This window comes from Paenibacillus sp. FSL k6-2145 (genome assembly GCF_037976585.1).
Lineage (GTDB): Bacteria > Bacillota > Bacilli > Paenibacillales > Paenibacillaceae > Paenibacillus.
The window spans coordinates 4225400-4247587 of sequence record NZ_CP150267.1; the positions used below are offsets into that span (position 1 = coordinate 4225400).

Here is a 22188-nt window from a genome sequence, read left to right on the forward strand (position 1 = left end):
ATAACTTTTCAAAAACCCGCCAGGTACGTAGAGTATTCAAGCATGGCTTTGACGGAAGGGCGGATCTTGCTCTCACTCAGTGGTGTATTATCATTCTTGGATGGTTTGGAGTTGACTTCGAGCAGCCATACGCGCCCAGTGGTGTCCAGAGCCAGATCAATACCAAGTTCACCAAAATGAGCAGGGATGGCACTCTCGATCCCTTTTGCGATATCCAGTGCTGCGGTGTGCAATCCTGCATACGCGGAAGCTTTGGCTGATCCAGACAACTGTGTTTTGGCAACAGCATCCTTGACGGTGCTGAGACTTCCACCCCGTGCCAGATTGGATACGTAGTGACTCCCGCCCGCAATCCGGGCGACGATGGAGGTTACACTCCATTTACCTGTACGGTTTTTTTGCACGAGCGCACGGAAATCCACGGGTCTGCCACTGTTGTCAATGAGAGTCAGCCCTTGTTGGATCTGATAACGCGTTGTTTTCATTTTCCCAGACATACTGGCATACAGTTTATCCAGAGAAGTATACGTTTGTTTCCGGGTACCCCCGACGCCAGTCGCCAGAGTCAGGAAGCTTCCGTCAGTCTGACGTGAGACCCGGATGATCCCTTTGCCCAAAGAACCGCGTACGGGCTTCAGAAATACAACCGGATGTCGGTTGCACATCGTCTTGAGCATGGCGGACGTCTTGAGCAAATGAGACTCGGGAAGAACTCGTTTAAGCGTTGAAATGGACTTGAGTGCGTCAAACACTTCGTTTTTGTCCAGAAACTTTTCATTGAAGGTTTGCGTGCCGTAGAGCGATTTTACTTCTTTCATAAAATGCTGTACGCTAGGTTTGTTCTCAAGCTTGCGGGACGTTAGCCGGTTATTGACGACGTCTGCTACAGGCAGAACAGTCTTTTTCCAGCCGTCATCATACACCCAGCCTTTCATATAACCCGTTACCGCTCCAATATCCTCCGGTGTGAAAAAGGATACATAGGCGCCTTGCTTACGGCAGGCGTTCACCAGTTCTTGACAGAACATCGTGATGGAGCCAAAGGGCCGATCGGGCTGATCGGGATAATCCTGGCTAACCAGTACACTGATGTAGGGTCCAAGGCGAAGCGTACGGCTGGCTGAACGATAGGATACCCTCAGGACCGAACGCGGAACGAGACCGGTCTTGCTGGCAACTGTCTGATTGATGCGCAGCCCGTCATACCTTGGTACCGGAATGACAGTGACTTCTCGGCGGAAAGAGCCAAATTGCAGCTGAAGCGGCCTTCCTGAAGGGATTTTAAGCGCCTTGAGTACCCCTTCGCCCAGCATGATGACGTCGTCCTGCAGGATGCCCGAGCCGGTAACCTGAATCGTTACTTTTTTAGTGGACATCACGGATCTCCTTCCGGGCGGCAACTTGATGTCTGATCTCGAAGTTGAACGGCATCTGAACATGGCATGTGCTTCATCATATGAGGACATATAACCCTTGGTGATTGACCCATATGGATTAAATGCATTTGATTTCGAGGCAGGTTATTGATGACCTGTTTCAGATCGCCCTTGTTTGACAGGAGAGAAAAGCGTGTATTAACACGGATGAACAAACCAATCTGAGGAGGAATAATAGTGAACATTTATGACAAAGCCAATGATTTGGCCAAAGCACTGAGAGAAAGCAGCGAGGTGGAAGAGATTACTTCCGCGATGAAGCTGATTGAAGCTGATCCGGATGCAAAAGCAATGTTGGATAACTTCCGTGATCAACAAATGGAACTGCAACAACGTATGATGAGCGGGGATATGCCAGCTCCGGATGAGATGGAGAAAATGGAGAAACTGTTCGAAGTACTGAGCTTGAATCTGAACATCCGTCGCTTGTTTGATGCGGAGCGTCGTCTCAGTGTCATCATTGAAGACGTGAACAAAATTATTGCTGACAGCCTGGGTCATCTGTACGGTGGCGCTGAAGCGTAAAAAGGTAGTTCAAAAAGTCCACTTTTGATTACGAAGGATGCCTAGAGGCATCATCAGCATCGAATATGAAATTCAGCCGAAATAAGTGTGGGCTTACGAAGGTTGTTTCCTGCGGAAACATTGCGGTTGCTCACGTAGTTGTCCTACGCTCCGCTACTCCACATTTCTAGCTTCATTCCATCTTCTCGGTACTGAAAACTGATCTTTTTGAACACGTACTAAAAGGTTGTCTTGTTTTTTTACCTGAACCTTTCATATTGGCTCCTTATCGTTCATAGACTAGACATATAGAGTCGATCAAGAACGAAGGAGCTGTGAATGGTGAAGAGGTTGAAAAAAGCAAAACATGTGATCTATCTGCTTATTGCGTTGTCGATGCTGGTCATTGCACTGCCGCGGATTTCCTTTGCTGGAGGAATGGACTGGGTTAATATTTTTGGCATCGTATGGGTGCTGTTCTCCTTATTAATCGTTGGTGCACATCTGCATTTTATTCTCGGTGTGGATGAAGAGAAGAAGCGTGCACTGGAAGCCGTTCGCCGGGCGAAGCTGCGGCAGTGGGAGATGAAACTGCTGGACAAGCAGGAGCGGAGCGAGTCAGTATAAGGTACAGTATGAGATCCAACATGGAAGACCGGAATCCCTTGATACAAGGGGGCCGGTCTTTTTTGGTACATACAGAATTAGAGGTTAATCAGATGATTAAATTTAGATGGCGAACTTGCCTATGAGAATGGGTAGAGGTGGGGTTATTTTCCTAGAGCCGTGTTATAATAGATACAGTATAGTACAGATGCATCTTCGGGGGTGGTACAGTTGGACGGACAGGAAGAGAACGTCACGAAGCATGAACAGTTACTTCAACATATTGAACAACTGAAGGTTGGCAGCAAAATATCAGTACGTGGACTTGCGCGGGAGCTGGGTGTAAGTGAAGGGACAGCGTATCGTGCGGTGAAAGAGGCGGAGAACTTCGGGCTGGTCGTGACCAAGGAACGAATTGGAACGGTGCGGATCGAGAAGAGACCTCGGGGCATGTCGGAACAGTTGACCTTTGCTGATGTTGTGACCATTGTGGAAGGCCATGTGCTGGGGGGGAACGAAGGTCTCGCCAAACCGCTGCACAAGTATGTGATTGGTGCGATGAAAGAACAGGCAATGGCCCGTTATATTGACGCTGGGAGTCTGCTGATTGTAGGTAACCGTGAAGATGCTCACTCGCTTGCCCTCGAACAGGGAGCGGGCGTGTTGATTACGGGTGGTTTTGGGACAAGTCGTGAAGTAAGAATTATGGCTGACGAGCTTGGGCTACCGATTATTTCATCCAGACATGATACATTCACGGTGGCTTCGATGATTAACCGTGCGATCTTCGACCGGCTGATTAAGAAAAAAATTATGCTTGTTGAGGATATCATTGGTCAGAAACCTCGCTTGCAGGTATTGAAGGTGACCAGTTCAGCCGCAGATTTTCATATGTTGGTTTCAGAGACAGGTGAACATCGCTTCCCGGTGGTGGATGAATGGAACCGGGTCATCGGGATTGTGAGTCTGAAGGATGTCAGTGAGCTGAAAGAAGATCAAAGTATTGAGAAATGTGTGATACGCCGCCCGATTACGGCCTCATTGCAGACATCTCTTGCTTCTGCTGCCCAGATTATGACTTGGGAAGGCATCGATTTTCTGCCAATCGTGGATCGGAATCGCAAACTGATTGCGTCCGTCACACGCAAGGAAGTGCTTCAGGCCATGCGGGATGCACAGAAGCAGCCACAACTGGGAGAAACGTTTGATCATCTGATCTGGAACGGGTTTGCCGAGGAGCGCGGTGAACAGAACGAATTGTTATTTCACGGATTCATCATTCCTCAGATGGCAACGGATCTGGGTACGATCTCCGAAGGTGTTCTGTTGAATGTGATGACACAGGCTGGCCGGCGGGCAGCGTGGGATGTTACAGGGAACGACCATGTGGTGGATAATGTAACGACTTATTTTGTTCGACCGGTACAGATTGAGGATCAGATCCTGGTTCGACCGTTAATTCTGGAAACCAGCCGTCGAACGTGCAAAATGGACATTGTGGTTACCCGTGAAGGTAGTGTGGTATGCAAAGCGGTAATGACATTGCAGTCGATTGACCATGCCTAGCAGGGTACGTTGCCTCGGGCACAGACAAAGAGAGTACTCCCCGATCGAGAAGCTCTGCCGGGTTGCGCTGTCGCGCGGTTCTGGCTTCGCTTAACGAAGGGGAAGTACTCTCTTTTTGCAAAAACAACGAGCGATTCAACGGATCATGCAGATTGTCCGGAGGTTGTACCTGATCCATTACTGGACCGTTGTTGAAGCCGTGCATAATAACTGCGGTTACGTATTCCGGCAAATACATTATACGCACCCATAATCAGAAATAGCGCTTCCACAACCACAGATAAAGTGGAACCCGTGAAGACAAACATCAGGATCAGCGCAAGCACGACAAGCATGCCACCCATCCAGATATTTGTCCACGAACGGTACAGACCGGCTCTGGCAGCATCCGAGCTTCTGTGTGAACGAATACTGTTCAACGCTGCAAAAACCATGGCAACAGCAAAGATAGCGATTAGAGCATATTTGAGTACATCAATGAACACAAAGACGCAGCTCCTTTTCTGGAAAGCATTTACTGCCCTTATTGTACCATGGAGAGATGCAGACAAGGGCAGTTTTTTGCTGTTACGCAGGAACGTGCATGCGAATCTGTACCCAAACTTGCAGTACGCCTTCCATAACCAGCATCGTTTTGACCTGAACGGTGTACTCTTTTTCCCTGACCGAGTACACTTTCTGATTCAGCATGATTCTCGTCATTTTGCTATACTCATCGATGTTGAATACATCTCTGCCCCGAAGTACCTCAAGTTCGTCTCCGAGCTTCTGTAACATCACTTTCAGAGAAGCCTCATCTGGCCCCTTATCCGATTCTTCTGCACGGACCTTGATTTCCTTGATAACGGTTTGGCGTTTACTGTATTTTTTCAGCGTTTTGATATCCTCCTCATTCTGATGCAGCTGAAGCTGCAGCTCCTGATTATTCAGCCACAACGCATTGTAACTCAGGTGAAATACACCATTGTAGACGACACATCCAGCGATCATTCCCAGAACAAACACAGCGGTCATTCGCATTAGCGGGCGGTAACGGGAAAATGGCGGAATTCTCATGAACGCTGTTCCTGTCTCATATTAGCTCCGGCCTCCGCCGCACACCCATTTCACCAGCTCGGTTCCCATATGCGCGCCCATAAAAGCAGAGATCAAATACAGGATTTGTTTGACCGCCGGAGACAGGTTACCGTCCAGGAAATTGCTCTCGATGACACGCATGGGATCTATTGTGCCGCCGACAGCGGCTGCGAGTGCCCATATCTTTATTTTTCCAGAAATATCGAGCATCGTTTGTGTTGGAGGCTGAAGAGAAATCACCGCTCCAACACCTCCGATCATCGCGCCGCCCAGCACGATTCCAAACGCAATAAAGAAATCAAGAATGGCTTTGGACAAAAATGTGCTCACTGGCAACACCCCTTTCAGACCTAGCAGCACACCTCCTGTCTTCGGTCTGTCACAGGGGGAGCGGCTTGTACTTCTATTGTATGGGCGTGCCCCCGAACGTTATGATAAAATAGAATAATAAAGTCTCCTTTTAAGAGGTTGTTACAAATTCTAATATGGGGATTCCATTTATTATTTATTTAATTCATATATATGAGATAGATAGGGTAGCAGACGGATCAGAAGATCGATGCTGCGACTATCTGCGGCGAAAGGAAGAAAAAAACATGAGTTCTTTTGTGCATTTGCACGTTCACAGCGAATACAGTTTGCTGGACGGCGCTGCGCGTATTCCGGATCTCGTGAATAAGGCTGCAGATCTCGGAATGACGACACTTGCGCTGACCGACCATGGCGTGATGTATGGTGCAATTCCTTTTTATAAAGCATGTATGGAGAGAGGCATCAAGCCGATTATAGGTTGCGAGGCATACATGACAGCGGGGTCCCGCAAAGAGCGGGGAAGCCGCAAGGATCAACCGATTCATCATTTGATTTTGCTGGCCAAAAATATGACGGGTTACCGTAATCTGATGAAATTGTGCTCGATTGGACATCTCGAGGGTTTTCATTACAAACCCCGTGTAGATATGGAAAGTCTGGCTGCCCATCATGAGGGCATTATCTGTCTAAGCGCGTGTCTGGGTGGTGAAGTACCACAGCATCTGCTGCATGGGCGAGAAGAAGAGGCAAGACGTGCGGCGTTACGCTACAAAAATATCTTTGGTGACGACTTCTATCTGGAACTTCAGGATCATGGACTTTCCGAGCAAAAAAGGGTAAATCCGCAGTTGATCAAACTGGCTGCTGAGCTTGAGATTCCGCTTGTAGCGACCAATGATGCGCATTATCTGTCTGAAGAGGATGCTGAGCTTCAGGATGTGCTGATCTGTATCGGAACGGGCAAGACCGTGGATGATGAGAATCGGCTTCGGATTGGAACCAATCAGCTCTATCTGAAAAGTGAAGAAGAGATGGCTCGTCTGTTTCCTCATGTACCGGAAGCTCTGGCAAACACCGTCCGCATTGCAGAGTCCTGTGAATTGAAGCTGGAATTCGGCAAATCGATTTTGCCGGAATACAGACCGCTTCCTGATGGACTCAGCCCTTCGGCGTATCTGCGTCAGCTGTGCGAAGAAGGAATGGAGGATCGTTATGCGCAGTCCACACGTTGGACAGATGCGGAGCTTCGATCCGAACTCGAACAACGATTGGCGTATGAGCTGGGTATAATCGACAGCATGGGATTCTCGGATTATTTCCTGATTGTCTGGGATTTTATCGCCTATGCGCATAAGCAAGGCATTGTTACTGGACCAGGCCGTGGCTCCTCGGCAGGAAGTTTGGTAGCATACACGTTGCACATCACCGATGTGGATCCGATGAAATACAACCTGCTCTTCGAACGATTCCTGAATCCCGAGCGGATCTCCATGCCGGATATTGATATTGACTTCAGCGATGAACGGCGGGATGAGGTCATTGATTATGTCGCTCATAAATATGGCAAAGCCCATGTCGCCCAGATTATTACGTTTGGAACGATGGCTGCCCGTGCAGCTGTACGTGATGTTGGGCGGGCCCTGAATGTGCCTTATGGTGAAGTGGACAAGGCTGCAAAGCTGATTCCGGCGCAGCTTGGCATTAACATCGAGCGGGCCATGGAAGCTACACCTGAACTGAAGGCGCTGTATGAAACCAAGCCCAAGACGCGTGAACTGCTGGATATGGCGATGAAGGTCGAAGGTATGCCACGCCATGCTTCGACGCATGCAGCGGGAGTGGTTATCTCCCGTGACCCGCTGACCGATGCGGTGCCCCTTCAGGAGGGCAGTGAAGGGACAGCGTTAACCCAGTATTCCATGGAAAACCTGGAGTCGATCGGGTTGCTTAAGATGGACTTTCTTGGTTTACGTACCCTCTCAATCATTGAGCGGTGTGTACGCTGGATTGGGGAACATGGAGAAATTCCGGATTTCCGCCTTATCCCCGATGATGATCCGTTAACGTACGAGATGCTTGGGCGAGGGGACACGATGGGCATATTCCAACTGGAATCTGCCGGGGTACGCCGTGTGCTGAAAGAGATGAAGCCAAGTAGTTTTGAAGATGTAATCTCTGTACTTGCCTTGTACCGTCCGGGTCCGATGGAGTTCATATCCAAATACATTCAGGGTAAGCATGGACAGATTGAAGTGGATTACCCCCATGTGGATCTGGAGCCTATCCTGAAAGATACGTACGGTATCATCGTGTATCAGGAACAGATCATGCAGATTGCTTCCCGGATGGCGGGTTTCTCGTTGGGTGAGGCAGATTTGCTCCGCAGAGCGGTCTCCAAGAAGAAACGGGAAGTGCTGGATCTGGAGCGTGGACACTTTGTACAAGGCAGCCTGAAACAAGGGTATAGCGAAGAAGAGGCAGACCTGGTCTACGATATGATCGTCAAGTTTGCCAACTATGGCTTCCCGCGTGCTCATGCCGCGGCATATGGTGTGCTTGCGTTCCAGACGGCGTATCTGAAGGCGCATTATCCGGTTCATTTTATGGCATCCATGTTAACAGCCGTAATGGGCAGTCATCGGAAAGTGGCAGAGTACGTGGTGGAATGTCGACGTATGGACATGGAGGTGCTTCCGCCGGATGTGAATGAGAGCGGTATTTTGTTTACACCTGTATTTGTGCCGTCTGGCCGCGCAGGAGCTGGGGATCAGAGCAATGTATCGCAGCAGAATGCGGGAGCAGATGCAGAGAGTAACCCCGGAAGCTCGGCTGAAGAACATGCCGCGAACGGTAATGAGAGCTCCTTCAGGGAAGATCGCGTTCATGAGCATGATGGGCATTCGGGACAAGCAGAATATGGTGAAGCACCTCTGCCGGATGATCCCGGTCCTGGACTGGAAGAGGACAGTGGCGGATATGAGTGGCAAGCAGCGACATCCATGCCTGAGGCATCCGACAACCGGAAGGAACCGGGATTGGTGACGGCTGCTTCAACGGAAAATGGTAATGACCAGGGGAAAGAAGCGTCTTCTTCGCACACGGAGCAAGGTGAACTGTACTCTGTGAAGAAAAACGATGCAGTGTCTAATGCAAATGCGGATGAAGATAAGGAAAAATTAACGGGTGCAATACGATTTGGTCTTGCCGCTGTGAAAAATGTCGGTACCCAAGCAATGGAAAGCATTATGATCGTAAGGCAGGAGAGACCGTTCGACAGTCTGCTCGATTTTTGTCGTCGTGTGGATCTGCGTGTATGCAACAAACGGGTGATTGAATCGCTGATCCAGGCCGGAGCTTTTGATACATTACCTGGTCACCGGGCCCAATTGCTGGCGATGCTGGATGAAACTGTTGAGGCGGCGTTGAAATGGCGCAAGGAACGCGAGGATCTGCAGATTCAATTATTCGACTTTGTTGAGACGCCAAACTGGGAGATTGAATACCCGGAAATTCCTCCTTATTCCTCAGGGCAGCAACTGGAGCTAGAGCGTGAGTTGTTAGGTTTGTATCTCTCCGGGCATCCGCTGGATGACTATGAAGATGTGTTGGAATCGAGTGGGGCTGACCGGATCATGGAGCTGACCGAGGCGGCAGACGACACGATGACCGTCGCCGCGGGTATGGTTGTGTCTGTGAAGTCGATCACGACGAAACAGGGCAAGGCTATGGCGTTCATGGAGCTGGAAGACCAGATCGAACGCTGTGAAGTCGTTCTCTTTCCCGAGGTATGGAGGCGTAGCCAGCAACATGTCGGGAAAGGTGAACTGCTCGTCGTGCGTGCCAAAGTGCAGCAGCAGGACGAAGGGTTTAAGCTGCTGGCTGAGGAAGTGGTGCCGTTGTCACCGGCAGCACTGGAGCAGCAGCTGCGCAGCCGCGACCGGCGCGGCAAGCCCGGCAGCGGCAGCTCTTCGCGCCCGGCGCAGGCGGCTTCGCCGCGGCGGCCAGCGGGCGCAGGAGCCGAAGCGCAGCGCAGCAGCGCAGGCGGGGATGCTTCCGCTGTGCGCAGCAGCGGGAGCCAAGGCTCGGCAGCGACGCGCAGCGATGCGGCGGGTACGGGCGCAGCCACGGCTGCGGCTTCCCGGCCGGGCGGTGCCGCTGAGGCGGCAGGCAGCCCGGAGCAGAGCCGCGAACCGCGGGCTGTGGAGCAGCGGGTGTTCGTGAAGATTGCCCCGCATGCGGAGAAGCCTGAGCTTCTGGCACGTCTGAAGCAGCTGCTTCAGGAGCATCCCGGACCTGTGGCGACAGTGCTCTTCTATGAGCAGCAGCAGAAGCTGCTTGCGCTGAGTGATGCCTACCGGATTAAGCCATCACCAACCTTGTTCTCCGAGATGGAGAAAATGCTGGGTGAAGGCACAGTCAAAATTAAATAAGAGGCTGTCCCGTAAGTGATAGCACTTATCCATAGTATGAAACCTGTTTGGCTCAATGCTGAACAGGTTTTTTTTGATTATTTTAGTGCGAGCTCGGTTCCCTGACGACAGGGTTTAAACAAACAAATTGCAGACTTGTTATAGGCCAGCTACAGACCAGAGCGGAATGTACAATCCTGAAACAGGTTTAGGCTGCGACTGGTCTTAACCATCCGCACATTTTATGAACATTTTAACAGGTTGCTGCATACACTTGAGAACACCGAAGGACCTCGTGGTCCTCGGGGGATTGATGCGGGAGGTCGAGATATGTCATATGAAATCGTAGAAGCCATGCTGGCCCGGCGGGGTGTACGGATTGATGCAATCGCAGCAATTGTATACCGTCTGCAAAAAGGGTACCACCCCGAACTGACCTTGGACGACTGTGTAACCAGCGTGAAATCCGTTCTGCAGAAACGAGAGGTGCAATATACGCTCTATACGGGCATTGCTCTCGACGAACTTGCGGAGAAAAAACTCTTGCCCCAACCGTTACAGGCTATTATGGAAGCGGATGAATCCCTGTATGGAGTGGACGAGACTCTGGCCCTCGGCATTACTCATGTGTATGGTATGATCGGTTTAACCAGCTTTGGTTATCTGGATAAAGAAAAAATAGGTGTAATTCATGATTTGAACGAACACACAACAGCCATTCATGTCTTTTTGGATGATCTGGTCGCAGGGGTGGCGGCTGCCGCATCTGCCCGGATTGCACACAAAAATATTAAAGCCAAAAAATACCCCTCAGACCTGTAACCCCCTGTATTTCCATGCTTATATGCTGTTGTCACTCCAATGGCTCATATGAAGTCATCAAGGGCGGCCGAGGCTGCCCTGATAAGCTTGCGGCTGCTTATGGAAGAGGTAAGAACAAGAAGATTTCGTCAACCATATGAGTTATTCGTGGGGGACTAATGTCCCTCATGATCCCAAATTCTCCCCAAAGGTCCCGAACCCTTTCTTGCAGAAAAAAAGTGAGGTATGTTATCATTAGTCCAATATACGGGCTCTGAACATTAGCTTAGGGGGCGGACAAGGCATGTGGACGGTGATTTACATTGCGCCGACAGCAAAGGTTGCGGACAAGATCAAGACCAAGCTTTCGGAAGAAGGTTTTCTGGTACAGACCCGTCCCATCAGTTTATCCAAGCAGCAATTTGAGATTCGCGTCCCTTCTGGGGAATTGGAAGAGGTCCAGGAAGTGCTGAATTCCATTCTGCATTCCTGATTCGTTCGACATCAACGTGCCTTGGCAGATGAAGAAGTACCATCGGTACATAAGGGACTAATCGCGTAAGCGGAGAGAGGAATCGACTTGCATGTATTGTATGCTGCTGTCCTTCCTTCTTTTTTTGTTAGGACAAGGACCGACCTGGTTGCTCCCGGAGACCCTACCAAGATAGATTCAAACATCGGCGCAACAATCTTTCGGTTTTTGCAGGTAACATCAATCGTGCTGACAGAAGCCGGTGATCCTTGCCCTGTACCGGCGGATTTTTTTGTTGTGAATGCTGGACAAGGCCCATGGCAGCGTGTGGGTCGTAAGCGGTTTACCGTAACACGCGGATGAAGCTGCCACAAGCAGCGCTCTGCAGGTTGCGGCCATCAAATCAACGGCTGGAGAGGTGTAGTTGTGTTCAAAGATATATTCCAGAAGAAACGGAAGTACGCTACCATACCTTCCGAGCGTGCACTTCCCGGCGAAGGCCAGGAAGTCCTAGAACGCCCAAAACGTGAAATACCTGAAGGGCTTATGAACAAGTGCAGCAAATGCGGCACCATTCAATATAGCAAGGAATTGGAGAAAAATCTGAAAGTATGTCCTGCCTGCGGTTACCATATGCGTCTTAACGCTATGGAGCGCATTGCTATGGTACTCGATGATCAAGGATTTGTTGAGTTTGATGCTGATATGATATCGGTTGATCCACTTGGCTTTCCTGGATATAGCAACAAATTGGAACAACAGCGTCTGAAATCGGGTCTGAAGGAAGCGGTAATTACAGGGGAAGGAACCATTGAGGGCCTGCCTGTAGTTGTGGCTGTCATGAGCTTTGATTTCTTCACAGGCAGCATGGGTTCTGTTGTAGGGGAGAAAATTACCCGTGCCATTGAGCATGCAACAGAGAAGCGCTTGCCAATGATTATTTTCTCCACATCAGGTGGTGCCCGGATGCAGGAGAGTATTCTCAGCCTCATGCAAATGGCCAAAACAAGCGCAGCTTTATCCCGTTTGGATGAACAGGGCGGGCTGTACATTTCGGTCATTACGGACCCAACGACAGGTGGAGTCTCGGCAAGTTTTGCGAGCTTGGGCGATATTAATATTGCCGAACCTGGCGCTGTATTTGGTTTTGCCGGCAGAATCGTTATCGAACAGACGATCCGTCAGAAGTTACCTGATGATTTCCAGACGGCTGAATTTAATATGCAGCATGGTCAGTTGGACATGGTTGTGCACCGGAAAGAACTTCGGGCCACTCTTGGCAAGCTTTTGGATATGCATAGTGAAAAAGGAGGGGTCTAAATGGCGGGTGAGTTGCCATATGAAGCGCCTCTGGTTGAGATGCGCAAAAAGATTGATGAACTCGTACAGTTTGGACAGGAAAAAGGCATCGACTTTACGGACGAGATTGCCCGCCTGGAAGAACGTTACCATAGACTTGAAGAAGAGATCTACACTGGCATAACAGCAGCTCAGAAGATGCATCTGGCGCGTCATCAGCAGCGCCCAACAGCGCTGGACCTGATCCAGCTGATCTTTACAGACTTCATTGAGCTGCATGGTGACCGCATGTTCGGAGACGATCTTGCGGTTGTTGGGGGACTTGCCAAGTTGAATGGAAAGACAGTAACGGTAATCGGACAACAGCGGGGGAAAGACACGAAGGATAATATCGCCCGCTTTTTCGGCAGCGCTCATCCAGAAGGTTTCCGAAAAGGACTTCGTCTGATGAAACAAGCGAACAAATTTGGCCGTCCTATTATTACGTTTATTGATACTAAAGGGGCGTATCCGGGTAATACTGCAGAAGAGAGAGGTCAATCGGAAGCGATTGCTCGCAACCTGATGGAAATGGCGAAGCTATCGGTTCCTGTTATTGTTGTGGTCATCGGCGAAGGTGGAAGCGGCGGTGCCCTCGCTATGGCTGTGGGTAATCGTGTGTTGATGCTGGAACATGCGATCTATTCGGCAATCTCTCCGAACGGCGCTGCTTCGATTCTCTGGAAGGATGCATCCAAGGCAGATCAGGCGGCTGAAGCGATGAAAATAACAGCCAAAGACCTGCTGGAGATGGAAGTCATTGAAGAGATCGTCCCTGAGCCACGCGGCGGTGCTCATCGGGATTATGAAGCGTCTGCTGCTTTCATCAGTGAAGCTTTGGTACGTCATCTCGACGAGATGAAGGGTTGGAGCGGGGATCAGCTGAAGCAAGATCGTTATGAGAAATTCCGTAAAATTGGATCGGTCACGTTTGAACCTCAAGCATCCATTGAAGCTCCTCAAGAGCTTGTAGAAGTCGATGTAGCGAGTAATTTGTCGGGAAATGCTGAATAATGTGACGAATTTCCTATACAAATGAGTAAAAGTATAGTAAATTTAATAGTTGGAAAAAGAAAAATAGATAAAGAGTAATACCTTTAAAATCGGAGGAAACCCAAAATGCGCAAAACGAAAATTGTATGTACCATTGGTCCATCCAGTGAATCTCTGGAGAACACCAAAAAATTGATTATGGCCGGTATGAATGTGGCCCGTCTGAACTTCTCCCACGGTGATTTCGATGAGCACGGCGGACGGATCATTGCGATTCGCCAAGCATGCGAAGAGTTAAACAAAACAGTAGCGATCCTGCTGGACACCAAAGGACCGGAAATTCGGACAGGTAAACTCGAAGTTGAACCGATCGAATTGGTTCAAGACGAGTACATCACTTTGACAACAGAAGAAATTCTGGGCACCAAAGAACGTCTTTCCATTACGTATACAGATCTTCCGAATGATGTTGAACCGGGATCTACAATTCTGATCGACGACGGTCTGATCGGACTGACTGTGGTGGAAGTGCAAGGCACCGAGATCAAATGCCGTATCGTTAACGGCGGATCGATCAAAAGCAAAAAAGGTGTTAACGTTCCGGGCGTTGCCATTTCTCTGCCGGGTATCACCGAAAAAGACGCTAACGATATCGTATTTGGTATCGAACAAGGTGTCGATTTCATCGCGGCTTCTTTTGTACGTAAAGCAAGTGACGTACTTGAGATTCGTGAATTGCTTGAAAAACACAATGCTGGACATATTCAAATCATCTCCAAAATCGAAAACCAACAAGGTGTCGATAACCTCGACGAAATCCTTGAAGTGTCTGACGGCCTGATGGTTGCTCGTGGAGACCTGGGTGTTGAGATTCCTGCGGAAGAAGTACCATTGGTACAAAAACGCATGATCCAAAAATGTAACGTTGCAGGTAAACCGGTTATCACAGCTACACAAATGCTGGATTCCATGCAACGTAACCCGCGTCCAACACGTGCGGAAGCAAGTGACGTGGCGAATGCGATCTTCGACGGTACGGACGCAATCATGTTGTCCGGTGAGACAGCTGCGGGTAAATACCCAGTTGAATCTGTTCTGACTATGTCCCGTATTGCTGAAAAAGCAGAATCGGCTCTGCCTTACCAAGAGTTGTACCTGAAACAACGTGTTGCTCAACAAACAACAGTTACAGAAGCAATCAGCCAATCGGTTGCTCTCCAAGCTCAAGATTTGAACGCAAAAGCGATCATTACTTCGACTGAATCAGGACATACTGCACGCATGATTTCCAAGTATCGTCCAGAATCTCCAATCATCGCTGTGACTACGGAAGACAGAACTTCCCGTCGTTTGGCTCTGGCTTGGGGTGTAACTCCTGTTAAAGGAAGACTGGTTGATTCCACGGATGCTTTGTTCGAAAATGCAATTGAAGGCGGCGTAAAATCCGGACTTGTTAAAGAAGGAGACTTGGTTGTGATCACAGCAGGTGTACCTTTGGGTCGTTCCGGTTCTACCAACCTGATTAAAGTAAGCCAAATTCCAAACAACGCTTAATAGCGTCTTGGATGGAGAAGCAACAGGAAAGAAGCAATGGGGCGTTCTTGTCCCGTTGCTTTTTTTCCATCTTATTGACACTTTACAACCATGTAACACGTATGAATGATAGAACGAAGGAGGCCGATAACGTGCGAGAACAGAGCAATGGTAACTGGTATGCGGCACGTCTTCGTGTACGCTATCAAGAAAGTGACCAGATGGGCGTGGTCTACCACGCGAACTATTTGAATTGGTTTGAAATCGGTCGAACTGAGATGATTCGCCAAATGGGGTATACATATCGTAAAATGGAGGAACAGGGGTTACTGCTTCCCGTAACCGGACTGGATGTGAAGTATCACAAGCCTGCCCGATATGATGATGAAATTATCATTTTCACCCGTATTGCTGCATTTAGTGGTCTGCGACTGAACTATGAGTATGACGTAAGACGCATGTCTGAAGAACCTGATGAGCATATGGCGATTGGAGAACGGGTATGGTCAGCTGATGAATCACTCCCCGGTGAACGGCTAGTTACAGGTACTACCCAGCATGTATGGGTGAATGGGGACTGGAAGCCAGTTCGGCTGGATAAGGCAGCCTCTGTGCTATACAGCGCGCTTGAAAAGGTGTGGCTTTCGGGAAAGGGGTAATACGTCAATGCGAAAATGGATGTGGGCTTTACTCTTAATCATTCCGGTGATTGAATTATTTGGTTTTATTCTGATGAGTGACTGGATCGGAGCCGGAAAGACATTGCTTCTCATGATTCTCACGTCCTTGATTGGTATAGCAATGTTGCAGTTTGAAGGGCGAAAAGTACTTGTGGACGCCAAATCCGAGATGGAGCGTGGCAAGGTACCTGGAAGAAAAATGGTCGATGGTCTTTTTATTTTTGTCGGTGGTTTCCTGCTTTTGATTCCAGGTTTTGTAACGGATCTGATCGGGTTTACACTGGTATTTCCATTAACACGTCCGGTTTACCGTCTGTTCTTCCTGGGGTGGCTGGAGAAAAAAATGAAAAGTGGTAAAATTACGTTTTATCGCCGTCCGAAATGAAACACCAGTTGTTATGCATAATGGAAAAGGCTCCGCTCAGCAGATGATTTCTGTTGAACGAAGCCTTTTTCTATTTTTCCTGGGTGCTCATAAGATGATGCCTCATCGGACACGTCCGTTGATGATATACGTTCTAAGGTCGCGTAATACGTTAGCCCGATTGAACGCATCGAGAATCACGAGACTGACAGGGCCAATAATCAAGCCCAGAACACCGAACAACTTCAAACCCACAAACATGCCAACCAGCGTGGCAAGTGGGTCGAGCCCTACACTACTTGCAAGTACCTTCGGTTCAATAATCTGACGGGCGATCAATAAGATCAGATAGATAATACTAATGCCAATACCCAGATACAGATCCCCATTCATAAAGAGGTATGCTGCCCAAGGCACCATGACAAGGCCAACACCCAGATAAGGAAGCAGATCGACCAAACCAATCATCAGAGCGATGGTGAAGGCTGAATTGACTTGCAATATAAGCAGTCCAATCATGACGAATAGTGCTGTAATCGAGATCATGATCAATTGTGCTCTTACATACCCAAACAAAGCCTTTTTAAGGTCAGTCCATATGTCTGATATTGGCTTGCGAATGGAAGAAGGCACCCAGCCCGATACGGTAATGCCATGCCGGGTCCAGCTTTTGCTAATGAAGAATGTAGACAACAACACAACGATTAATACCGCACCCATGTTAGGCAGGGAAGTCAGCAGACTCAGAATCATGTTGAAAAATCCGGTGACCAGATCGGTCACGGCTGTACCTACTGTTTCGGTCGTTTTACTAATGTTGCTGTTAATGGTTTCTTGGTAGTTGGGATTTTCCTTGTAAAATTCATTGATCTGCGCAGTCAAACTTTGAATGGTGTCATTCTGGGTCCAGCGTACAAACGTGTCCTTAATCTCATCAACATGAAGATCAAAGCTTGTCGTAAGTGAAATGACTTCTTTCACCATGCGGGTAATCGCCGCAGACAACACCACTGCAATGGCTCCAAAATAAAGGATCAATGAAAGAGTCACAGCCAGCCAGCGCGGGAATCGTGCTCGATGCTGAAGCAGTTTCACTAATGGATTCATGGCATAGGCGATAATCCAGGCAATCGCAAAAGGGTACAAAAGCGGGAACAGCAAGTATATGGCAACGGCGATCAGAACGGCCGCAATGATAACCCATAAGCCGCGGAGCAGGCGTTTAATTATAATTCTATCCAAGCATCAACTCTCCTTATTTCAATTAAGCCGACCTATGTATGATCCATGAAGCAGTATTAGATATAGATGGCTATCTTAATTAATATAGAGCATTTACAAGGTTTTGAAACGCCGGGATGTTACCAGATCTTGTTCAGAAGCGGACTTTTGAACAAGATCTACGGGGATTCTTTCTTTTGCCTAGAGTATGCCTTAGTATTACAGAATATAGCAATAGAAAGTTCCTCATAAGACAGGATTGGTTAAAAAACATTAAATGTCAACCTTGTTTTTGTAAAGGCTTTCAAAAATGCTTTATCAGTCCGATAAAGAAGTTTGATGTGCGAATGAACTCTCATCATGTTCACATAAACGACAAAATCCAGTATGATGTTATAAGTAAATACCGATTGACAGATAGGAAAACCGTAGTTTGAAATATTTGTTAATTTTAAAATGAAAATGTTTACAAAAAGAGAATAGGTGCATTTTGGCACTTATATGACACTCTGGAATGGTTCCTGATTTCGCTTATTAAAGGAGAGATGTATATGACAGCTACCAAAGGTCTGGAAGGCATCGTTGCAACAACCTCTTCGATCAGTTCTATTGTAGACGGTGTGCTCACATACCGTGGTTACGATATCGACGATTTGGCTGAACATGCCAGCTTTGAAGAAGTTGCCTATTTGTTGTGGTTTGGTAAATTGCCAACAACAGATGAACTGAAATCCCTTCGTAAAAGCCTGAGCGATTACGCGCCGATTCCGAGCGAGTTGATTGCACAAATCCAATTGTATCCGAAAAACGTCAGTACCATGGCAGCACTTCGTTCCGCGATCTCTGCACTTGCACTGTACGACGAGCAAGCGGATGAGATGACAACGGAAGCGAATGAGAACAAAGCCGTTAAGTTGCAAGCACAGTTGCCAACGATTGTGGCAGCCATCGCCCGTATCCGTCAGGGCAAAGAACCTGTGGCTCCAAAAGAAGGCGCTTCCATCGCAGAGAACTTTTTATATATGATGACTGGTGAAGAACCATCCGAGACCGCAGTAAAAGCATTGGACCAAGCGCTTGTCCTGCATGCGGATCACGAGTTAAACGCTTCGACATTTGCAGCCCGTGTAACGGTTGCTACGCTGTCGGATATCTATTCCGGTGTAACTTCCGCCATTGGCGCACTGAAGGGGCCACTGCATGGCGGTGCTAATGAAGCCGTTATGAAAATGTTGAATGAGATTGGCACGCCTGATCGTCTGGAAGCGGCTATTCAGGAAAAACTGAACAACCGTGAAAAGATCATGGGCTTTGGACATCGCGTATACAAAAACGGTGATCCACGCGCCAAACATTTACAGAAGATGTCCAAGGAACTTGGCGAGATGAACAATGATACGCGCTTGTATGAGATGTCTGTGAAGATCGAGGAACTGGTAACAGGACAAAAAGGACTGAAGCCTAACGTAGACTTCTATTCTGCTTCTGTATATACCCAACTGGAGATCGAACAGGAATTGTTTACTCCGATCTTTGCCATCAGCCGGGTGTCTGGATGGACTGCGCATATTCTGGAACAACTTGCGGACAATCGCATCATTCGTCCACGTGCGGAGTACACTGGCCCTACAGAACAGAAATACGTTTCTATTGAACTTCGCTAATAGCCGCAAAAACAGTATAATAATATAGACGAGGTGAAGGGTTGGAAAGCAGAGGCGTTACTGGCTTAAGCTCTCAGGACCCTTCTCTCAACAAGACTAGTGGTATGATGAATACTGCATATACGAAACCTAGGAGGAATTTTAACTATGAAATTAGAAAAATTTGCTCACCCAACTGAAGGCGAAAAAATCCAAATTGATAACGGTACACTTCAAGTACCTAGTAATCCAATCATTCCATTTATCGAAGGTGACGGTACAGGCCGTGATATCTGGAAAGCTTCCAAACGTGTATTGGATGCAGCTGTTGAAAAAGCTTATGATGGCAACAAAAAAATCGCATGGTATGAAGTGTTTGCTGGACAAAAAGCATTCGATACATACGGTGAGTGGTTGCCGAATGATACACTGGAAGCCATTCGTGAGTATATCGTAGCGATCAAAGGACCATTGACTACGCCAATCGGTGGCGGTATTCGTTCCCTGAACGTAGCCCTGCGTCAAGAGCTTGACCTGTACACATGCTTGCGTCCTGTTCGTTATTTCGACGGTGTACCTTCTCCGGTTAAACGTCCTGAGCTGGTAGACATGGTCATTTTCCGTGAGAATACGGAAGATATCTATGCAGGAATCGAGTATGCTGAAGGTTCTGAAGAAGTGAAAAAAGTGATCCAATTCCTGCAACAGGAGATGGGTGCTAACAAAATCCGTTTCCCTGAGACTTCCGGTATTGGTATCAAACCAGTTTCTTCCGAAGGTTCGAAACGTTTGGTACGTGCAGCAATTCAATACGCAATTGATCACAATCGTAAGAGTGTTACATTGGTACACAAAGGTAATATCATGAAATTTACCGAAGGTGCCTTCAAAAACTGGGGATACGAAGTGGCTGAAGAAGAGTTCGCTGACAAAGTATTCACTTGGGCACAATATGACATCATCAAAGATAACGAAGGTACAGATGCAGCGAATGCAGCACAAAAAGCCGCTGAAGATGCTGGTAAAATCATCGTAAAAGATGCGATTGCCGATATCGCTTTGCAACAAGTATTGACTCGTCCAGGCGAATTTGATGTTATCGCAACATTGAACCTGAACGGTGACTATCTGTCCGATGCACTTGCAGCGCAAGTTGGCGGAATTGGTATCGCTCCTGGAGCGAACATCAACTACGTAACAGGACATGCTATCTTCGAAGCAACTCACGGTACTGCACCTAAATACGCGGACAAAGATGTCGTGAACCCTGGTTCCGTTATTCTGTCCGGAGTAATGTTGCTTGAGCACTTGGGATGGCAAGAAGCAGCTAACCTGATCTACAAAGGTATGGAAACATCCATTAACAATAAAACAGTAACGTATGACTTTGCACGTCTGATGGACGGCGCTACTGAAGTGAAATGTTCTGAATTCGCGGATCAAATCATTAAAAACCTGTAAGGGGAGATGTGAATCTTGACTATTCAGCGCAAAAAAATCACAGTAGTCGGCGCCGGTTTTACCGGTGCTACGACCGCATTAATGCTTGCCCAAAAAGAGCTCGGGGATGTTGTGCTGGTTGATATTCCTCAACTGGAGAACCCGACGAAGGGGAAAGCACTCGATATGATGGAAGCAAGTCCTGTTCAAGGATTTGACAGTCATATCGTCGGTACTTCCAACTACGAAGATACTGCAGGTTCTGAGATTGTAATTATCACGGCTGGTATCGCCCGTAAACCGGGTATGAGCCGCGACGATCTGGTCAATACGAATGCGGGTATTGTGAAGTCCGTTTGTGAAAATGTGAAAAAATATTGCCCTGATTCCATCGTCATTATTCTAAGCAACCCGGTGGATGCGATGACTTATGCTGCTTATCAGACCCTTGGTTTTCCTAAAAACCGTGTTATCGGTCAGTCAGGTGTTCTGGATACAGCACGTTATTGTACCTTCATTGCGCAAGAGTTGAACGTATCCGTTGAAGATGTTCGTGGATTCGTTCTTGGCGGCCACGGAGACGATATGGTACCCCTCGTTCGTTATTCGAGCGTGGGAGGTATTCCGATCGATACGCTGATTCCGGCAGACCGGATCGAATCCATCGTGCAGCGCACACGTGTAGGTGGTGGTGAGATTGTGAATTTGCTGGGTAATGGCAGTGCCTATTATGCACCAGCAGCTTCACTTGTTCAGATGACCGAAGCGATTTTGAAGGACAAGAAACGTATCATTCCAGTGATCGCTTATCTTGAAGGTGAATATGGCTATAATGATCTGTTCCTCGGTGTACCAACCATTTTGGGTGGTAACGGCATTGAGAAAATATTCGAACTTGACCTGACTGCAGAAGAAAAAGCAGGATTGGATAAATCTGCTGATTCGGTTCGCAACGTCATTTCGGTAGTAAACCTGTAAGTTTGAAAACTTTTTGAACAGAAGCTAAAAGAAAACCTCCGGTAAACCCGGAGGTTTTCTTTTCTTTGGATAAGTTCCCCAGTATAATGGGATGTGATGTATAGCACACCGAAAATGTTGAGGAGGATGAAAATTTTGACAATGATTATGTATTTGCTCCATATTGTTGGAGCACTGGCGATGGGATTCTATTTGATTCTGCCATTTGTGGTCGGTAAAATCCGTACCTTGAATGCTGCAGCACAAGAGGGAGCCTTTGCATCGCTTCGTTCTTTGAATAAAGTCGCGCAGTATGGACTTGTAATCCAACTTCTTACTGGTGGTTACCTGATGACCAAAGGTGAGTATTCTCATGTCTGGATGGCTGTCGTTGTTGTTCTGCTCTTGGCTATTGCGGCTATTGGAGGAATTATGGGTAAACCGCTCCGACTCGCTGCAGAAGGTGTGAAAAACAAGCGTGATGTGGGTCCTGAGCAAAGCAAGATCCGTATGTTCAGTACACTTCTGGCTGTATTCTTGCTAATCATGGTGTACCTGATGGTGAATAATCAGGTGATCTAAGTGCGTTGTGGACGGTTAATCCACCCTACAAAGATGTATTGTTAGTCGTTGGTTAAGCGTTTGCAGACGGAATTAGGACAAGCCGGATGATATGTAAGATGGTGTTTCGTTGAAACAAACAAAAAATAGACAGCCTCATTGGCTGTCTATTTTTTGTTATTACCAAGATAAAATCAACATTCCTGGGTTTATTTGAACTGGAACTAGAGTGATCACTATCATACATAACAGCATGCATACTCCATCAGACACGG

Annotated in this window: 20 protein-coding genes; 15 read left to right on the forward strand and 5 right to left on the reverse strand. The window is 47.9% G+C overall.

The annotated features are described in order from the left end of the window. Positions 1 to 8: 8 nt before the first annotated feature. Positions 9 to 1376 carry a YheC/YheD family protein gene (locus tag NZ043_RS18860; protein WP_074094376.1) on the reverse strand — a complete coding sequence of 456 codons (1368 nt, stop codon included), beginning with the start codon at positions 1374 to 1376 and terminating at the stop codon, positions 9 to 11. A gap of 237 nt (positions 1377 to 1613) precedes the next feature. Here NZ043_RS18860 and NZ043_RS18865 point away from each other — a divergent pair, with 237 nt between their 5' ends. The 3 genes from NZ043_RS18865 to NZ043_RS18875 all read left to right on the forward strand — a co-directional run bounded on the left by NZ043_RS18865 (position 1614) and on the right by NZ043_RS18875 (position 4112). Next, the gene (locus NZ043_RS18865) at positions 1614 to 1961 is read left to right on the forward strand and encodes a YlbF family regulator (protein WP_036609862.1); all 348 of its coding nucleotides are present in this window, start codon (positions 1614 to 1616) and stop codon (positions 1959 to 1961) included. Between the two features lie 321 nt (positions 1962 to 2282). Then, complete coding sequence (locus NZ043_RS18870) at positions 2283 to 2567, forward strand: hypothetical protein (RefSeq protein ID WP_085981456.1); 285 nt, start codon at positions 2283 to 2285, stop codon at positions 2565 to 2567. 210 nt (positions 2568 to 2777) lie between these two features. Next, positions 2778 to 4112, forward strand: coding sequence for a DRTGG domain-containing protein (locus NZ043_RS18875; RefSeq protein WP_036609860.1), 1335 nt, complete (start codon positions 2778 to 2780; stop codon positions 4110 to 4112). A 143-nt stretch (positions 4113 to 4255) separates the two neighbouring features. Here NZ043_RS18875 and NZ043_RS18880 read toward each other — a convergent pair whose 3' ends face one another. The 3 genes from NZ043_RS18880 to NZ043_RS18890 form a co-directional block, all read right to left on the reverse strand. Beyond that, complete coding sequence (locus NZ043_RS18880) at positions 4256 to 4597, reverse strand: YtpI family protein (RefSeq protein WP_249911216.1); 342 nt, start codon at positions 4595 to 4597, stop codon at positions 4256 to 4258. Positions 4598 to 4679: 82 nt separating this feature from the next. Further along, positions 4680 to 5168, reverse strand: coding sequence for a hypothetical protein (locus tag NZ043_RS18885; RefSeq protein WP_017689500.1), 489 nt, complete (start codon positions 5166 to 5168; stop codon positions 4680 to 4682). Between the two features lie 21 nt (positions 5169 to 5189). Beyond that, positions 5190 to 5519, reverse strand: coding sequence for a YtrH family sporulation protein (locus NZ043_RS18890; protein ID WP_249911215.1), 330 nt, complete (start codon positions 5517 to 5519; stop codon positions 5190 to 5192). A gap of 266 nt (positions 5520 to 5785) precedes the next feature. Between NZ043_RS18890 and NZ043_RS18895 the strand changes: the two genes are divergently transcribed. The 8 genes from NZ043_RS18895 to NZ043_RS18930 all read left to right on the forward strand — a co-directional run bounded on the left by NZ043_RS18895 (position 5786) and on the right by NZ043_RS18930 (position 16112). Continuing rightward, complete coding sequence (locus NZ043_RS18895; protein WP_339309050.1) at positions 5786 to 9931, forward strand: DNA polymerase III subunit alpha; 4146 nt, start codon at positions 5786 to 5788, stop codon at positions 9929 to 9931. Between the two features lie 309 nt (positions 9932 to 10240). Next, the gene (locus NZ043_RS18900) at positions 10241 to 10732 is read left to right on the forward strand and encodes a phosphatidylglycerophosphatase A (protein ID WP_036609851.1); all 492 of its coding nucleotides are present in this window, start codon (positions 10241 to 10243) and stop codon (positions 10730 to 10732) included. Between the two features lie 283 nt (positions 10733 to 11015). Continuing rightward, positions 11016 to 11204 (forward strand): hypothetical protein, encoded by a 189-nt coding sequence (locus NZ043_RS18905; protein WP_017689496.1) that lies wholly within the window; start codon positions 11016 to 11018, stop codon positions 11202 to 11204. Positions 11205 to 11609: 405 nt separating this feature from the next. Next, positions 11610 to 12503: an acetyl-CoA carboxylase, carboxyltransferase subunit beta gene (gene accD, locus NZ043_RS18910; protein WP_339240998.1), complete on the forward strand. Its 894-nt coding sequence runs from the start codon at positions 11610 to 11612 to the stop codon at positions 12501 to 12503. Continuing rightward, the gene (locus NZ043_RS18915) at positions 12504 to 13535 is read left to right on the forward strand and encodes an acetyl-CoA carboxylase carboxyltransferase subunit alpha (RefSeq protein WP_315936561.1); all 1032 of its coding nucleotides are present in this window, start codon (positions 12504 to 12506) and stop codon (positions 13533 to 13535) included. A gap of 105 nt (positions 13536 to 13640) precedes the next feature. Then, positions 13641 to 15068, forward strand: coding sequence for a pyruvate kinase (gene pyk / locus NZ043_RS18920; protein ID WP_017689492.1), 1428 nt, complete (start codon positions 13641 to 13643; stop codon positions 15066 to 15068). Between the two features lie 101 nt (positions 15069 to 15169). Further along, complete coding sequence (locus tag NZ043_RS18925) at positions 15170 to 15706, forward strand: thioesterase family protein (RefSeq protein ID WP_339309051.1); 537 nt, start codon at positions 15170 to 15172, stop codon at positions 15704 to 15706. A 7-nt stretch (positions 15707 to 15713) separates the two neighbouring features. After that, the gene (locus NZ043_RS18930) at positions 15714 to 16112 is read left to right on the forward strand and encodes an FxsA family protein (RefSeq protein WP_036609835.1); all 399 of its coding nucleotides are present in this window, start codon (positions 15714 to 15716) and stop codon (positions 16110 to 16112) included. Positions 16113 to 16214: 102 nt separating this feature from the next. Here the strand turns inward: NZ043_RS18930 and ytvI are convergent, their stop codons facing one another. Then, positions 16215 to 17333, reverse strand: a complete 1119-nt coding sequence (gene ytvI / locus NZ043_RS18935; RefSeq protein WP_339309052.1) for a sporulation integral membrane protein YtvI — start codon at positions 17331 to 17333, stop codon at positions 16215 to 16217. Between the two features lie 530 nt (positions 17334 to 17863). Between ytvI and citZ the strand changes: the two genes are divergently transcribed. From citZ to NZ043_RS18955, 4 genes are all read left to right on the forward strand, one after another. Continuing rightward, a complete protein-coding gene (gene citZ, locus NZ043_RS18940) occupies positions 17864 to 18976 on the forward strand; it encodes a citrate synthase (RefSeq protein ID WP_091032543.1) in 1113 nt (370 codons plus the stop codon). Between the two features lie 147 nt (positions 18977 to 19123). Then, positions 19124 to 20416 carry an NADP-dependent isocitrate dehydrogenase gene (gene icd, locus NZ043_RS18945; protein ID WP_076330335.1) on the forward strand — a complete coding sequence of 431 codons (1293 nt, stop codon included), beginning with the start codon at positions 19124 to 19126 and terminating at the stop codon, positions 20414 to 20416. A 15-nt stretch (positions 20417 to 20431) separates the two neighbouring features. Beyond that, entirely contained in the window at positions 20432 to 21373 is a 942-nt protein-coding gene (gene mdh, locus NZ043_RS18950; protein ID WP_036609827.1) for a malate dehydrogenase, read from the forward strand. Between the two features lie 141 nt (positions 21374 to 21514). Next, entirely contained in the window at positions 21515 to 21934 is a 420-nt protein-coding gene (locus tag NZ043_RS18955; RefSeq protein WP_036610969.1) for a hypothetical protein, read from the forward strand. The last annotated feature ends 254 nt before the right edge of the window (positions 21935 to 22188 follow it).